The organism is Lactobacillus sp. ESL0230 (assembly GCF_003692805.1).
GTDB lineage: Bacteria > Bacillota > Bacilli > Lactobacillales > Lactobacillaceae > Lactobacillus > Lactobacillus bombicola.
This window is the reverse complement of sequence record NZ_REHI01000008.1, coordinates 174442-190468: the sequence shown is the minus strand read 5'-3', so window position 1 is coordinate 190468 and position 16027 is coordinate 174442. Positions and strand designations below refer to the sequence as shown.

The 16027-nt window shown below is 34.6% G+C and carries 17 protein-coding genes; 13 read left to right on the top strand and 4 right to left on the bottom strand.

Annotated elements, in window-relative coordinates:
- The first annotated feature begins 64 nt into the window (after nt 1–64).
- From F5ESL0230_RS07435 to F5ESL0230_RS07405, 7 genes are all read left to right on the top strand, one after another.
- Nucleotides 65–1255, top strand: a complete 1191-nt coding sequence (locus F5ESL0230_RS07435; protein WP_122022236.1) for an LCP family protein — start codon at nt 65–67, stop codon at nt 1253–1255.
- A 32-nt stretch (nt 1256–1287) separates the two neighbouring features.
- On the top strand, nt 1288–1653 hold the full coding sequence (locus F5ESL0230_RS07430) for a hypothetical protein (RefSeq protein WP_122022235.1): 366 nt from the start codon (nt 1288–1290) through the stop codon (nt 1651–1653).
- Nucleotides 1654–1742: 89 nt separating this feature from the next.
- The gene (locus tag F5ESL0230_RS07425) at nt 1743–2186 is read left to right on the top strand and encodes a MarR family winged helix-turn-helix transcriptional regulator (RefSeq protein ID WP_158592407.1); all 444 of its coding nucleotides are present in this window, start codon (nt 1743–1745) and stop codon (nt 2184–2186) included.
- A gap of 42 nt (nt 2187–2228) precedes the next feature.
- Complete coding sequence (locus F5ESL0230_RS07420) at nt 2229–3623, top strand: MDR family MFS transporter (RefSeq protein ID WP_122022233.1); 1395 nt, start codon at nt 2229–2231, stop codon at nt 3621–3623.
- 104 nt (nt 3624–3727) lie between these two features.
- A complete protein-coding gene (locus F5ESL0230_RS07415; protein WP_122022232.1) occupies nt 3728–5275 on the top strand; it encodes an ABC-F family ATP-binding cassette domain-containing protein in 1548 nt (515 codons plus the stop codon).
- 7 nt (nt 5276–5282) lie between these two features.
- On the top strand, nt 5283–6059 hold the full coding sequence (locus tag F5ESL0230_RS07410; RefSeq protein ID WP_122022231.1) for a threonine/serine exporter family protein: 777 nt from the start codon (nt 5283–5285) through the stop codon (nt 6057–6059).
- Nucleotide 6060: 1 nt separating this feature from the next.
- Nucleotides 6061–6513 carry a threonine/serine exporter family protein gene (locus F5ESL0230_RS07405; RefSeq protein ID WP_122022230.1) on the top strand — a complete coding sequence of 151 codons (453 nt, stop codon included), beginning with the start codon at nt 6061–6063 and terminating at the stop codon, nt 6511–6513.
- A 195-nt stretch (nt 6514–6708) separates the two neighbouring features.
- Here the strand turns inward: F5ESL0230_RS07405 and F5ESL0230_RS07400 are convergent, their stop codons facing one another.
- Nucleotides 6709–7419 carry a C39 family peptidase gene (locus tag F5ESL0230_RS07400; protein WP_122022229.1) on the bottom strand — a complete coding sequence of 237 codons (711 nt, stop codon included), beginning with the start codon at nt 7417–7419 and terminating at the stop codon, nt 6709–6711.
- A gap of 147 nt (nt 7420–7566) precedes the next feature.
- A complete protein-coding gene (locus F5ESL0230_RS07395) occupies nt 7567–9144 on the bottom strand; it encodes a multicopper oxidase family protein (protein WP_122022228.1) in 1578 nt (525 codons plus the stop codon).
- 347 nt (nt 9145–9491) lie between these two features.
- On the opposite strand from F5ESL0230_RS07395, the gene F5ESL0230_RS07390 reads away from it, so the two are divergent.
- Both F5ESL0230_RS07390 and F5ESL0230_RS07385 read left to right on the top strand, forming a co-directional pair.
- Nucleotides 9492–10028 (top strand): hypothetical protein, encoded by a 537-nt coding sequence (locus tag F5ESL0230_RS07390; RefSeq protein ID WP_122022227.1) that lies wholly within the window; start codon nt 9492–9494, stop codon nt 10026–10028.
- A gap of 78 nt (nt 10029–10106) precedes the next feature.
- On the top strand, nt 10107–10727 hold the full coding sequence (locus F5ESL0230_RS07385; protein WP_122022226.1) for an LVIS_2131 family protein: 621 nt from the start codon (nt 10107–10109) through the stop codon (nt 10725–10727).
- A 43-nt stretch (nt 10728–10770) separates the two neighbouring features.
- Here the strand turns inward: F5ESL0230_RS07385 and F5ESL0230_RS07380 are convergent, their stop codons facing one another.
- Together F5ESL0230_RS07380 and F5ESL0230_RS07375 are read right to left on the bottom strand one after the other, a co-directional pair.
- A complete protein-coding gene (locus tag F5ESL0230_RS07380) occupies nt 10771–12270 on the bottom strand; it encodes an O-antigen ligase family protein (protein ID WP_122022225.1) in 1500 nt (499 codons plus the stop codon).
- Between the two features lie 86 nt (nt 12271–12356).
- A complete protein-coding gene (locus F5ESL0230_RS07375) occupies nt 12357–12674 on the bottom strand; it encodes a DUF2187 domain-containing protein (protein ID WP_122022224.1) in 318 nt (105 codons plus the stop codon).
- A 94-nt stretch (nt 12675–12768) separates the two neighbouring features.
- Between F5ESL0230_RS07375 and F5ESL0230_RS07370 the strand changes: the two genes are divergently transcribed.
- From F5ESL0230_RS07370 to F5ESL0230_RS07355, 4 genes are all read left to right on the top strand, one after another.
- A complete protein-coding gene (locus tag F5ESL0230_RS07370) occupies nt 12769–13314 on the top strand; it encodes a guanylate kinase (protein WP_122022223.1) in 546 nt (181 codons plus the stop codon).
- Between the two features lie 149 nt (nt 13315–13463).
- Entirely contained in the window at nt 13464–13949 is a 486-nt protein-coding gene (locus F5ESL0230_RS07365) for a C40 family peptidase (RefSeq protein WP_122022222.1), read from the top strand.
- Nucleotides 13950–14160: 211 nt separating this feature from the next.
- Nucleotides 14161–14886: a C40 family peptidase gene (locus F5ESL0230_RS07360; protein WP_122022221.1), complete on the top strand. Its 726-nt coding sequence runs from the start codon at nt 14161–14163 to the stop codon at nt 14884–14886.
- Nucleotides 14887–15085: 199 nt separating this feature from the next.
- On the top strand, nt 15086–15934 hold the full coding sequence (locus F5ESL0230_RS07355) for a C40 family peptidase (RefSeq protein WP_122022220.1): 849 nt from the start codon (nt 15086–15088) through the stop codon (nt 15932–15934).
- Nucleotides 15935–16027 lie beyond the last annotated feature (93 nt).

Here is a 16027-nt window from a genome sequence, read left to right as displayed (position 1 = left end):
TAATTCAACTTTGAAAGTGATACAAATAAACATGGACAAATCATGAAGGGATTAAATAAAAGTAATGAATCCAAATTCAAAACGTAGAGAAGACTATCGTAGAAGGAGAGCGTCTACGAATCTTTATCGTAATCAAGTTTTTGCTAAACCCAAAGTGACCAACAAAGGTAATATATTTGCTAGAATTTGTGGTATTATTGCGGTTTTTGGGATTTGTTGCAGTCTAGCATGGGCTGCGCATATGTACTTTACCTTGCATAGTGCAATTGATGGTGAAAGTGGTAATTTTGCTACTTCAGCGCGGATTGCCAATAAGCAACCAATTTCAATTTTAATTCTAGGAGTCGATCAAGGTATTGAAGGCCGTCATGATCGAGGAAATTCAGATACTTTAATCTTGGCAACAGCTAATCCAGATAAGAGTAAGGCAACGATGACCTCAATTCCGCGTGATACATTAGCGAATATTTTAGGCGATCCTGGTGATAAATATAATATTTTTCGGGTAAATTCTGCTTATGGTGTTGGGGGGAGCTCCGCTTCAATGCGCACGGTATCAGCACTTCTGAATGTCCCTATTTATTATTATGTGGAAGTTAATATGCAGGCGCTTAAAAATCTGGTGAATGCAGTTGGTGGGGTAGATGTTAACGTACCATTTAAGTTTTCTTATGATTGGTGTGATTTCCATAAAGGTAAGCAGCATTTAAATGGCCGTCATGCAGTAGCCTATGTGCGGATGCGTCATGATGATCCGCGGGGTGATTATGGCCGGCAAATGCGGCAACGGCAAGTAATTACGGCAGTCGTTAATAAAGCAATCTCAGTAGACTCTGTAGCCAATTATCGCAAACTAGTCAAAATTTTTACCAAATATGTGAAAACTAATCTGACCTTTAATGACATGCTAGCGTTGGCTTTAAATTATCGCAATTGTTCCCAAAATCTTGATAGTAATTATATTCAAGGCCATGATGCTTGGATAAATGGTTCATCAATTCAAGTGGCACCAACCAGTGAACTGCAAAAAGCTTCCAATAAACTACGTACTAACTTAAATCTGACAAAAGAAGTCTTGGATAATGATGAAACGCGATTGAACACCATGAATGAACAAAATAATAATATTAAATGGAAAGATCCCAATCCATTTACTAATTATCAAATTTATCATTCAGTTATTTCGAGTGAAGAAGATAATAAATCTCAAAGTAGCGCTGATACAAGTGTAAATGTTAATGCAATCGATAAATAGAATTTTTTGAGTAAAAAGTAGAAAGGATCAAAATGAAAAAACAGTCAATTTTCCCCATAATTTATGGCTTGATTTCTGCTTTAATTGCCTTTATTGCTGTTTTTTTTATTGCTCAGCATTCTTTTAACTGGGGAGTATCTCTTTCAATTTTAGGAGCTAGTTTTTTTTCAATTATTTTTTTCATTTTGTCATGGTTTCGTGGACATGCCTCAGTTGAAATTAAGCGCATAGCTAGTGAATTTAACTTATCAGATGAAGATTTAGCTCAAATTACTGGAATGAAAAAAACGGATTTCCCCATCTATAATAATAAGTTACAGTTGATTTTACCTAAACATTATTGGCCTAGGGTTTTAGATGCGCTACAAAAGTATGAACGGGAAAGAAAATCACTTTAAGCTAAATCGTAGTAAGGTTATTAAAAAATTCACTTGCTACTATTGCTTTTTATAAAATGTATAGTAAACTACACATTTGTGAGGTAAAAATGAAAAAAGAAATTGGGTCAAAGATTAAAGTTGCAAATACCTTAATTGAACGCGAGCTTAATAATCAAATGAGTAGTATATTTGGTAATTATCGTCTTACTGGTGTCCAAAGTATGATTTTAGTTGTTCTTTATGAGGCAGATAATGAACCTATAATTCAAAAAGAATTAGCTGACAAGTTTGTGTTAAGTCATCCAACTATTCGTAGTGTTGTTAGACGCTTAGAAAATGCTGGATTGGTTCAAACCGGTTTTTTAGCCAGTGATCATCGGCAGGTGACTTTGAATTTAACCCTCAAGGGAAGGGAGCTGATGCAGGCAAAAATTGATAAAATATATGCTGTAATGAATGAAGTTAATCATAAAATCAGCACGCATCTAACTGAAAGTGAGAGCAATAAGTTGGTTAATATATTAGATGTTATCATAAATAATTTAAAATAATTATTTATCAAAAGTGTAGTTTGCTACACTAAAGAGGGAATTATGAAACAAAATTTTAAAAAAATATCAAAAAGTAGTCGTAATTCAATGATGATTGTGCTTTTATTTGGTTCATTTGTAGCATTATTAGCTGAAACTTTCCTTAATAATGCAATACCTACAATCATGAATTCATTAAATGTTAGTCAAACAACAGCTCAGTGGTTAACTACTGCATATTTGTTAGTTGTTGGTCTAATGATACCTATTTCTGCTTGGATTTTTGAATCATTTCAATTGAAAAGTAATTATTTAACAATGATGTCAATTTTTTTAATTGGTTCGTTAATTTGTTTAATAGCTCCAAACTTTGAATGTTTATTGTTGGGACGTTTGATTGAGGCGGTAGCCGCTGGTAGTTTAATGCCATTTACGCAAAATGTAATTTTACTTTTGTTTCCTAAAGAGCAACGCGGAATGGCAATGGGAATTACGGGTTTAGTAATTGGGTTTGGTCCAGCAATTGGTCCAACCATTTCTGGTTTGATTCTAAAATATTTTAGTTGGCGTATGTTGTTTTTGACATTAAGTATTGCTAGCCTACTAGTCATGGTTGCGGCAATTTCGGTAGTGAAAAATATTACCATTCCAAAAAGTAGAGCAACGGATTTTGTTTCTTTTGTTGAATCAATAATTGGATTTGGGTTGACACTGTATACTCTCTCAGAGGTTGGTAATACTGGTAAGGTTACACCAATATTATTAGTATTATTCGGCTTAGGCATAGTTATACTTGCTTTATTTGTCCATCGTCAATTAAATTTAGTACAACCATTATTAGATGTTCGAGTGTTTAAAAATTGGCAATTCGATTTATGTACCTTGTTAAGTACATGTAGCAATATTGCAATGGTAGCCGTGGAACTCTTATTGCCACTATATTTGCAAACCATACGAGCTGAAAGTGCCTTAACTTCTGGATTGGTTCTTATGCCAGGAGCAATTATAATGATGATTTGCAATCCTATTGCTGGTAGTTTATATGATAAATTAGGAGTTAAAAAAATTTCATTATTTGGTTTCACAATGCTTATTTTAGGAACCCTACCAATGCTTTTTTTCAATGCGCAAACTAATCTATTAAATATTAGCATATGTTATGCAATCAGGATGATAGGAATTTCATTTACGATGATGAATACTTTTACTGCTGGAATTAATCTAGTGAAACCAAATTTGACAGCACATGCTAATGCTGCTGCTTCTACCTTACGTCAAATTGGGGGTTCATTTGGGACAGCAATTGCTATGCTAATAGTATCACTTACTGCTAATAGCTCAACTAATAAGACAGTGGCACTTGCTAATGGATTTCATGCAGCATTTATTTTGCTAACTTGCCTAGCTTTTGTAGGAATGGCGTGTTCGCTTTTTTTACCGCAAAAAAAGAAGTACTAATAAAAGTTTCCTAGAAATTGTCTAATCTTTTATCAAAAACAAGCTAAAAAATCGACTTTATTATATACTAAAGCAAGTGTGTTTTTAATTGAGGGAGATGGACGATGAGCTTGTTGACAGTTAGTAATTTAGGCCAGCACTTTGTAGATAAGACACTATATGAAAATGCCAATTTTGTGTTAAACAAAGAAGATCATTTGGGCGTTACTGGTCAAAACGGGGTTGGTAAATCAACCTTAATTAAAATTTTAACCGGCGAAATTTTACCAGATGAAGGGCAGGTTAAATGGCAGAATCGGGTGAGTGTAGGTTATCTTGATCAATATGCTAAATTGACGCCTGGGGTCACAATTCGGGCTTTTTTGCAGACAGCTTTTACGGCACTTTATCAAAAAGAAAACGAATTAAATGATTTATATGTTCAGCATGGAGAAAGCGGTGATAATAACCTGCTAGAAAGAGCAGGTAAAGTACAAACTTATCTAGAAGAACATAATTTTTATGGCATTGACACTGAAATAGAACGCGTTGCCTCGGGTCTAGGCTTAGCTGAATTAGGTTATGACCATGATGTATCTGAATTATCGGGTGGACAACGTTCGAAGATCATTTTGGCTAAATTACTATTACAAGCCCCGGATGTTTTAGTCTTAGATGAACCAACTAATTATTTAGATGTTTCACATATTGACTGGTTGGTGAATTACTTGAATGAATTTGCAGGTGCTTTTATTGTAGTCAGTCATGATTATGATTTTTTGGGACGCATTGCTAACTGCATTATTGATATTGATTTAGGTACTATTACTCGCTATACGGGAACGCTAAAGCAAGCTATGAAGCAAAAGGCGGCGAATCGAGAAACTTATCTGAAAGCTTACACTAATCAGCAACGCAAGATTGCTAAGACTGCGGCTTATATTCGCAAAAATAAGGCTGGAACAAGAGCTAAAAGTGCTAAGTCACGAGAAAGGCAATTAGCTAAGCTAGAAGTTCTTAATCCACCTAAGGGTAATCGGCACGTCCAATTTGAATTTCCTTATGTGGCCACCGCGGCTAATTTGCTTTTACAAACACAAGATTTAGTAATTGGTTATGATCGACCGCTTGTAAAACAGGCTTTTAACTTTTCGCTTGGTGGCAATGAAAAAGTAGCAATTACTGGCTTTAATGGCATTGGTAAATCAACTTTGCTAAAAACTTTGTTAGGGAAGTTACCTGCGATTTCAGGGCATTTTGAAATTTCAGTAGCTACTAAAATAGCTTATTTTAAGCAAGATTTAACTTGGCCAAACAATAATATGACGCCACTACAATATTTACAAGAAGAATTTGAACAGCAAAAACCTAAAGAATTACGTGGTGCTTTAGCTAGGCTAGGCGTAACTGCTCAGCAGGCAATGAGCCCATTGAAAAAATTATCTGGTGGGGAACAAGAAAAAGTCAAATTAGCTAAGATGCAGTTTGAACCGGCTAATTTACTTTTCTTAGATGAGCCAACAAATCATTTAGATCGTGATGCAAAAGATGCCTTGAGACAAGCTATTATTAGGTTTTCTGGTGCTGTAATTATTGTCAGCCATGAACGTGACTTTTTCCAAGGCGACTGGATTGATAAGACAATTGATATTGAAACGATGAATAAACTTTGAGGGGAAAATGGGCAACGAAAATGAAAAACTTTTTTATCAGGATTTATTGGATACTTGCTTAAAAGTAGGCGAACTGATGATTGAAGGCGGCAGTGAAATGTATCGTGTCGAGGATACAATGATTAGGATTGCCAAAAGTGCAGGTGAAACTGATCCCCGCGTTTTTATTGTTCCAACTGGAATTTTTATGAGTTTAGATCGTGGTAATTATTGTCAAACAATCCAAATTCATGAACGTAATATTAATCTTGAACTAGTCGATCGGATTAATTCATTATCCCGTTCCTTTGCAAATCAAGAGCTTACTTTAAAGCAGGTACGACAGGAAGTTAATAAAATTGCCCAAGGTGGCTATCCCACTTTTCCTTTATGGTTGCAAGTACTTAGTGCTGCAATTGCAAGTGCTACATTAATGGTAATGTTTATGGATAATTATGATTGGATTGATTTCCCAGCAGCTGCAGTTGTTGGTGCACTTGGTTTTATTTCTTTTTATTATTTTAAGCACTATACTAAAATTAAATTTTTATCAGAATTAGTGGCAGCTATTGTTATGACAGCTGTTGCTGTAGGGTTAGTCCATTTGTTTCCACAGATGATAATAGATAATATTTTAACAGGGGCGATAATGCCATTAGTACCTGGACTTGCACTGACTAATGCTTTGCGTGATCTTTTTAAAGGAGATTTACTTTCGGGAATGGTTAAGATATGTGAGGCAGGGATAACCGCTTTTGCTTTGGGTGGTGGCGTCGGCATTGTTTTGAAATTTTTGGGAGCGTAAAATGCCTTTCTGGTTAGAAATAGTTATTAATATTATTTTTGCTTACCTTACTTCTCTTGGCTTTGCAATTATTAACAATGTGCCTAGAAGAGTGCTCAATCTAGCAGGAATTAGTGGGATTATTTGTTGGTTAATTTATTGGCTAGCGATGCAAGCTAACATGGGCCGCTTGCTGGCAAATTTATTCGGCTCGTTTGCCGTGGGTATTTTAGGAATTATTTTTGCGCGGAAGAAAAAATGTCCAGCAACTGTTTTTTATATTCCAGCAATTGTGCCACTAGTTCCAGGAGTGCCAGCCTATCAGGCAGTGCGTGAATTGACAGCTGGCAATCTTAATGGTGCCAGTGATGCAATTTTGCGGGTAATTATTGTGACAGGGGCGATAGCCTTAGGAATGTTGTTATCTAATATGTGTGTCGAAATCTTTTTTAGAATAAAAAAGATTTACAAATAAGTAAATGTTGCCTATAATAATCTTTGCGAGTCGACAAAGCGCAATTGCGCCTTTTAGATAAGAGGACACCCGCCTTTAATGGCAGACACGGGAAGTGTTGGTGATTGACTAACCTGATGTGAACAGAAGTGGTCACCTATTTTAACAATAGGCCTTAAGTAAAAAGAGCAGTTTCTTAAGTGAATCTGCTCTTTTTTAGTTGATATATAAAGCTTGTTTGCCTTGTTGATTAAAGCTTCTTTCTAAACTAGGCCAAGACACAGGCTTATTTTGATAGCCAAATGGATCGTTAACATAGACGATTTGTTTATCCTTGTTATAGCCTGTAATTACACAGGCATGAGAGGAAGGTGTTACATGGACAGCCCCCTGGGCCGTTACCCAAGTTTGCATGTCAGTAACATGGTTAAAATTAGTAGTCGTGATAATTAATACAGGATGTCCTTGTGAAACTAACCGCAGAACTTGAATGAAATCATGACCGGTAAAATTGACTATGCGATTTGTATATATCTGACCAACTTGTTCTAAGGGTTCATTATAAACGCACCAGCCAGCATTGGCTTGACTCATGTAGCCGACAAAGCCAACATGTGGGTTGCCGCGGTAGCGTCCATCTTGGGAGAAGGAAGATACATGTTTGATTTTTTCGGATAAATCTAATTTGGAGACTTTAATGTCATAATAGCGTAAAAGCATCGCTAATGACGTGACTTCACACCCGTTGGGTAAATCGGGATATTGATTTTCGAGCGGAACCATTAATTTTTGTTCTGATTTAATTGTTAACCAATCATATTTGTCTTTGATTTGATTAAAATTGTGTCCAATAAAAACTATCCCTAGGCTAATAAGGGTAAGTGCGAGGTATGTTAAATATTTAGTAAGCTGTTTTTTTCTATTCATGAAGCTATTTATAGCATGAAAGTAGCAGAAGCGCAAAATTAGAAGAATTAATTTAATAAATATTAGAAAATATTATTTTGCTCTAGTTAGAGATAATATAAAAACGTCAGGATAAATTCCTGACGTTTTTGTATTAATTAAAATTAATTAGTGGTGACTTGCACCTGAAAATGCATCCATAGTATGATCTTCACCTTTAACAGCCATACCTTCAGTATCCATACCTGGGCAATAGACTTCATCCATTGGAATACCCTTTTCTTCGGCAAAAGCCTTGGTTAAGGTTTCCATATCCATTAAGTGATATTTTTTATCAGGATCTTTTGGATCAACAATTTGAATTTGGGCCATCATACCAGCATCTTCGTGTTCAATGATATGGCAATGGTACATGAAGACACCAGTATTTTGGAAGTAAACTTTCAGCCGAACCGTTTCTTGTGGCGCAACTTCAACAGTATCCTTGTATACACCTTGTTCGTTTGGATAAGGTGCTTCGCCATTACGTGAGACAACTAAGAAGTGCGCTCCATGAATATGGAAGGGGTGTAGCATCCCATGAGTGGTATCATTAGTATTAGTTACATCCCAGTACTCAGCATTCATTAATTCCTGCTTTAAATCAATTCTTTGCATTGAGAATAACTTACCATTGATCATGTTATGGTTGTCCATTGTAACATGGGGAACGGGTGAGTTAGGATTAACAACTGGATCATATGGCTTGAACAAGGTGTCAGGAATTACGCTATCATCTTTTTCATAGCTGTGAATTCTAAACTCAACTAACTTAAAGTCATCAGTGTAAAGGTTAACCACATCGCCTTCTTTATAGTCGCTAAAATCAACAACTACTTGTTGGCGCTCGCCTGGCCCGATTAAAACTTTAGTCATTTTAACTGGATGCTCTAAGAATGAGTCATCACCACCAATTTGGGTCATTACTAAGTCATCACTAAAGTGTAAGCGCCATTCACGACGGTTAGACCCACCTAAGAAAATTAAACGAACTTTCTGAGTAGTGACATCAATATAAGGGCGGACCACACCATTAATAACAGGTGTATCTCCGAAGATACCCATTGCATTATAATCAGCTTTATAGTCAAATTGATTATCTTCATGGAAGATACGATCCTGCAAGATAATTGGAAATTCATCTTTGCCGTAGGTTTTAGGAATTGGCAACTGAGCTTCGTTAGCATCAGTAACGACCACACCCATAGCTAGTCCCATCCAAACTTGTGAAGCAGTTGATGGACATGGATGAGCATGTAGCCAAGTGAGTGCTGCAGGTTGGTTAACGACAAAGTCAATATGTTTTTCTTCACCTGGATATACAGGGGAGTGACAAGCACCATCGTTACCAGGACCAGATACTTCCATACCATGCCAGTGGTAGGTAGTTAACTCTGGGAGACTATTTTTCAATGTTACGTGAACATGTTGCCCCTTAGTCAATACCATTGTTTTACCAAGAACTGGGAAGTTATAGCCCCAAGTATGGGTTTTTTTACCAGGTAAAAATTGGAAATCACCTTCTTGAGATTCAATGGTATACCAAACATCATTGTACTCTTGTTTGTCTGGTTCCAAAACTGGTGGAACAATTAATGGTTGTGCTTCAACACCTTCTGGAATATGAAGTTCTTTGTAGCCCATACCATGATTTTTATCAAAATCTTTTGAATTATAAAAATAATCTGTGTAAACTTTATCTGACATGTTTGTCTACCTTTCAATTAAAAAATTTAGCTAAATTTTTTGATATATACTAAATTTACTCTTTGTGAAAACGCTTGTAAAGCATGGGGCTTTATATTTTTTCAGCTGTTTTATTATATGCAACTTTTAAGTAATAGTAAACGGAAAAGTGTTATTTTTTTAGCCTGATAGCCCTGTGTCAATACTACAAATAGCATAATATGAATTTAGAAAAGATTGAAAAAAATTATATTTTTTAAAAAAATGTTTTTTAAAAATAATCTTAAAAGCAATCAAAAAAAATTGTTTTTGAACTAAAATTTGAGTATCGTATATAGGACTAATATAGAAATAAAGGAATTTGTAATTTGAAAATTAACTTAACAGATTTAACTGAAAAAATTGAGCAAGAGGACTATTTACAGGATTTAGAGACGGTTAAATATGCCGATATTAGTAAATCCAAGAGTAAAATAAAAATTATTGCTTCTAAAATGATTAAAGAAACGGTAGCTGCTATTAAGCACGATTCATTGAGTCGTATTGCAGTTGAAGTAACTGGACAGCGACCAGTGACATTTGCTTTAGAAATTAATATTATCAATTTGCCATATAGTAATTACAAAAAAATTGCTAACTTTTTTGAAGAGGATAAGTCTTATCCAGTTTTTGTTTATTTTGAAACTAAGTCGGAATTTTTAAACGTATCGGGTTTTAGGATTGACCAATTAGCCACTGAAAAAGAAATGCAGGAAACTGAACCTGAGCTAATTGAGCGATTAACAGACTTGATGGTCGAAAAGATTAAACAAGTTAGAGAATATAAAAAACCGGCTACGGCCGTTAAGAAAACGATTAAGACAAGTAAAAGTAAGGCAGAAAATAAAGCTAAGAAGATTGATTGAGCAGTTGCAAGTTTGATTGAGATGACTATCCAAAAGCAATTTTTTACAATATAATTAAGATATTACGGGAGGTCGATCATGTTTAGCTGGAATTTACTTGGTGTTTTACTATGGGTAATCATTATTCTGTATTTATTTTTTGTGGTTCAAAATATTCGTAAGCGCCATATTACGACGATTATAAAAAAACACCAGCAATTCAGCTGGTTAAATTTAGCTATTGATTTTTTAGAAGTAGCCATTTTGTTGGTAGGTGCGTTATGGCTTTTCGGAAGGACTGTGTTAGACAATCCTGATTTAGAAGATACTAGTAAAATTGCTGCAACCGTTATTTATGAGCCATTAATCATGAATACTGGCTCAGGTAATTCTAGTTATGTTGTGATTGACTCTAAAAAGAAAAGAATTGGTACACAGACTTATACTTATTATCGTAATGGCAAGCAAGCTAAAGTTTCAAGTGATTTTGCAACTGTAGTTTACGGTAAAAGTCCGTTAGACATTAACGCAGCTAAAATTCCTTATAGTGAACAGGAATTGCGCAAAATGGATCAAAAATTTCAGCATGCTTATGTTGCTATTTATACAGCAAAATATAAGAAAGATTGGCAAAATGGAATTGGCTTGCATGCGGGTCATGTAGCAACTAGATATTATTTAATCAGAATTCCCGATGCTTCGTTTATTAAGCAAAAATAATTTTAACAAAATGATGGTTAATTAGACCATCATTTTTGTATTGTTACTTTTTTAGACAGACTAATAAGTTACCCTCAATAAAGGCTAAAATAAAACTGGCAGTTAAAAAGTCAAGTACATTGCCAGAGGAAAATGCAGCCAAAAGGACGAAAGCACTAGCAACAAGCAGTGAACTGATTAAGTAAGTACGAGTTGACTTATTTAGGCACCATCTATAAGCTGCATAAAATAAAATTAATAAATAAGGGCCGACAAACAAGAGCATTCCAATCCAACCTAAAGAATAGATTTGAGCTACAAAGTCGCGCTCCAGATTAAAAATATTGTTCTCACGCACATAAGAAATGCCAAGGAACTTATCCCAATGGTTATTATTAGTTTTAACAACTTGTTTAAGCATGGCTTGCTCAATATGGCGATTTCCCATGCGATTTTGACCTGGTTCGTGCATAATTGCTAACCAAAATTCAGGGTCAGATTGATACGGATAACTTTTAAAAACAAATTTGGGATTAAGAGCATATGCTTGATAATTGTGTTGGATAAATTCACATAAAAATTCTGCTCGCTTTTTGCCAGTGGGATATTTTTTTAATCCTTGATTTAATTTGTGATTTTCATTTGTTAAATCATGGTCAGATTGTTTTGCTAAATAAATTTCATAATTGTAACGTTGTACAGCTGGACCAATAGCTGTTAGCCCCAGTGAACTTAAACCAATAAAAATAGCAATTAATAAGGCCCAATTACCGTTTTTGACATCTTTAATCACATATTTATGAAATAAGAATAAAAGTAAACAAATGCTAAGTCCACCAATTAGACCAATGGCAGCTACCTTAGTACCAATTTCAACCATAGCTAAGGCATGAATGCTAGTCAGAAAAACAGTGTGCCAACTGCAAGAGGTAAACATATAGTAGAGCATTAAAGGTAATAACATGAACAGTACTGCCGAAATCATATTGGTAAAATTAAAGAAGCCTTTTGATGCAATATGTGAATAACCAATATTTTGGTTAGTAAACCAGGAAAGGATATTAGCACTGATTGTGCCTGTTTCGTAAGATTTCAAGGAAATCACAAATAGATTAGAGATTACGATTGTACCAGAAAAAAGACCGGAAATACCTTCAATTACTTGTTGCAATTGCTTTTGTGTAAATTTTACTTCTTTGGTTAAATATAAAACAATTAAAGGTAAAACCATTCTAATTAAATAAAAAATTTCGCTACTAGTCGAATAGCCATAATCACTTAAACTTATGCTAATGAAATCACGGACGTGATATAAGTGCAACGCAGAATAAATCATTAATAGTAGCAAATAAACTAATAGCAGTTTTTCTTTTGTCAATTTTTGCCAAGACCTTTTTTGGCTAAAAAAAAGGGCGATTAATGTACAGACTACCAAAATGCGAATAATGGTTGGTAAGGTAAAGGGGAAAATATTAGCTAATTGTCCATGATAAAACCAATAAAGATCTAAAAAAGGTTGGCTTAAGATAAACCAAAATAAAATAGTTCTTGTTTTTTCTTTCACTTTTTTTCTCCATAATTATTATTTTGCTTAAAGTAAAATAGTTAAAAAAAGAGTAGTGGGGTAAGCACTACTTTTATAAAGTATATCTATTTATTTTTGTCAATGGGATTTTCGATGTTATTGAGGTCACTTTTAGCAATTTTTTCAATCTTAACGTCACTTTTAGCTAAAGCTTGAATTTCTTTAATTTTACGCTTGGGTGCACTCTTGAGATTTTTAAAATTAACAACAATTTTTTTGTTGAGGTCACTAACTGCCGTTTTATCAGCTTTATCGTAGTCGATAATTGATAACAGGGCAGAATTTTCATAAATTTTTTCAACCTTACCCAAAAAGGGTTTAGTAAGTTCTTCTTCAGATTTTGCACTTAAAATATCATCTAATTTTATATCTGTCTTTTTCATGATGAGTTTTACTTCCTCTCTTACCCATGTTTAATTATAATAGAAAGATACTAATATAAAAATAAACTGTTTTCAAGTAGAGGGAGCCTGGATTATGCGAAAATTAATTTTAATAGCTGGCCCGAGTGGTGCAGGAAAAACAACGATTTCAGAATATCTGCTAGAAAAATTCTGCATTCCACGGGTGGTTACGCACACAACTAGGCCCAAACGTCCAGAAGAAATTGTAAATCAATCTTATCATTTTGAAACTAATACTAGTTTTGAAAAATTACATTTTTTTGAGCATACTAGATATGGATCTTACCAATATGGCTCAAGTAGAGAAGCTCTTGATAAAGCTTGGGAAAAAAGTGAGATAGTATCTCTGATTGTGGATATAAGCGGAGTCGAAGCGTATATTAATGCAATCAGAGGGCAGGTATATTTTTTGTATGTAACTGCAAGTACTAAGAAAGAATTACAGCAGCGACTATTAAGACGGGGCGACAATTTAGCTAGAATTAAAGAAAGACTTAGTGGTAGTGAATTAAACCCCTTACCACAAAATTTGCAAAAAGATGCTCATATTTTAGTTAATGATAATTGGATTGAAACAGAAAGAAAATTGACAGCAATCATCCGTCATTTACAAGGCTAAATGAGTAAATGTTTCAAAAGGAGTTTTTTTAACAACTAAATCTTATAGTTTTGTAGCTCATTTGACATGTATATGTAATATTTAATGGTTAAGATAGAGAAAGTTGATTTAGAAGTTATGAAATATTTGTTTGAGAAAAGGAACTAATTTTGAAATACGGACGTAAGTACTTAATTAAATTAATTGCATTAATAGTATTATTTTTTACAGGCTTGACCACTGCGACAGCAGTAAATGCGACTACTGATGATGTTAGTGCCAGCACAATAACCAAGAGTCGCAATAAAATAGCGAAGCTTGCTAAAAAACAAGTGGGTAAGAGTTATGTATTTGGCGCTACTGGTCCGTCTGCCTTTGATTGCTCGGGGCTAGTTCAATATGTCTACAAAAAGGCGGGCAATACTGTTTTACCTAGAACAACATATTCACAGGTAAGTTTAGGCAGAAAAGTTTCAATGAAGAAACTAAAAAAGGGAGACTTACTTTTCTGGGGTTCAACAGTTGCTCCATACCATGTAGCTATTTATGTAGGTGACAATCAGTTTGTTCATGCGGCCACTCCTGACCAAGGTGTCAGACAACAACCACTCAGTACTTACTTTTATCCTTCCGCTGCAAAACGAGTACTGGAATAATTAAAGTTCTTAGTTCAACGATATTTCTAAAAAATAAATAAAGCAAAAACTCTCAGGGAAAATTTAGCTTCTGAGGGCTTTTTTACTTACTGGTATCATGTTTGTAATTGTTTTGTAATATTTTGCGAGTAAAATTACCATCAATAAGACGAGGTAGAGCTAAAATTATTTTGTTTATCGACTTTACTTAAAGTATAGGGGGAATCTGATTTTGAAGGTTAAGAGTAATTTAATAAAATTTACTACTGCTGCAGTTTTGACTATTACAGGAATTAGTATTACTAATGCTACTAATGTTAAAACAACTGCGACTCAGGTTGAAGCTGCAACCAAAAAAGTCAAGATTAACTATATTCCTGGTTATAGTGTAAATGTTTGGGATAACTATGAGAACCCTGATTTTACCGGCAAGAGACTTAAGCACGGGAAGACTGTAAATGTCATCAGTGATGCAGTCGATGCGGCTGGACAAACCTGGTACCAAATTGGGGAAAACCAGTGGATTCAGGCATGCTATACTAAAAAATTAAAGAAAAAAGTTGGTAAAGGAATTGCAACAGCTTATGTACAGGCTTCTTCGCAAGGGGAAAGGGTGGCTGATTTAGCTAAAGCTGCAGTTGGTAAGGCATACGTGTGGGGAAGTAATGGCCCTGACGCGTTTGATTGCTCTGGTTTAGCGCAATATGTTTATAGTAAGGCTGGCAAGGAAATTAGTCGTACAACCTATTCTCAAGTTAAACAAGGTAAGCAAGTTTCAATGCAAAATCTAAAGCCAGGTGATCTTTTATTTTGGGGTTCAGCAAGTGCTCCATATCATGTGGCAATTTATGTTGGTAATAATCAGTTTGTTCATGCGGCAACTCCTGCACAAGGCGTTGTTAAAGAAAATTTAAGTTCTTACTTCTATCCTTCAGTTGCTAAGCGCGTGCTTGACTAAAAATAAAATAATAAAAAAACACTTAAAATAATTTTTTAAGTGTTTTTTTAGTGCTAATTCAAAAATTAGATAACATGATCTCTAAAATTTTTGTTATCATTTAAGTAAGTAGACTTGATTAAATAGCTGAAGCAATTAGAATAAAGTCTAATGTTATTTTTTTAATCATTTTCATGCTATTAAAGGAGAATTGACTTGAATGAAGCGTAATTTTTGGAAAATGGGACTGGCAACTACACTAACTATGGCTGGAGTAACTGTAGTTGCACCACTTAAGTCGGTCAATGCTACAACTATGAAAGCCCCAATTAAACGTGTTCAAATTAATTATTTACCTGGTAAGGGCGTAAAAATTTGGACTAATTATGAAGGTGGACAATTAATTACTTTTCGTGCCAAAAATAATAGTAAATGGAATGTTGCAGAAATAGCAATCGATCGTAAAGATCGTCTGTGGTATAAAATTGGCGAAAATGAGTGGATTGAAGCACGTTATACGATAGATCTTGAAAAAGAAAAGCCAAATAATAAAAAACAATTACATCTACTGACAGATAAAGTAAGTAAAGGAATCAAAAACCATAAAAAAACAAAAGGACAAAAAGTTGAGCAGCAGTTAGTGGTACCTACCAACAAGCCAAAAAATAATCGTGGGCTAAATACACAGAACATGGTCAATGCAGCGCAACGAATACAAGCAGTAGTTGATATGGCTAAAGCTAAAGTCGGCAAAGGTTATGTGTGGGGTGGTAACGGTCCGAATAATTTTGATTGTTCTGGGTTAGTCCAGTATATTTATAATCAAGTTGGTGGAGTTAAGTTACCCCGTGTTACAACAGATCAAGTAAAAGTTGGCAGTACAGTTTCAATGGATAAGCTTAAGCCAGGAGATTTACTTTATTGGGGTGCGGTCAATGCCCCATATCATATAGGTATATATATAGGTAATAATCAATTTATTCATGCCGCAACCCCTGAGCAAGGAGTAGTTCAACAAGTGCTTAGTTCATATTTTTATCCATGTGTGGCTAAGCGGGTAATTTTTTAATTGCCTAAAAATTACTAAATTTAGTTATCTTAAAAAATTTATCGTTTAAATAGAATGTCTGTCTTAATTTAGACTGTTTTCTAAATCTCTAGC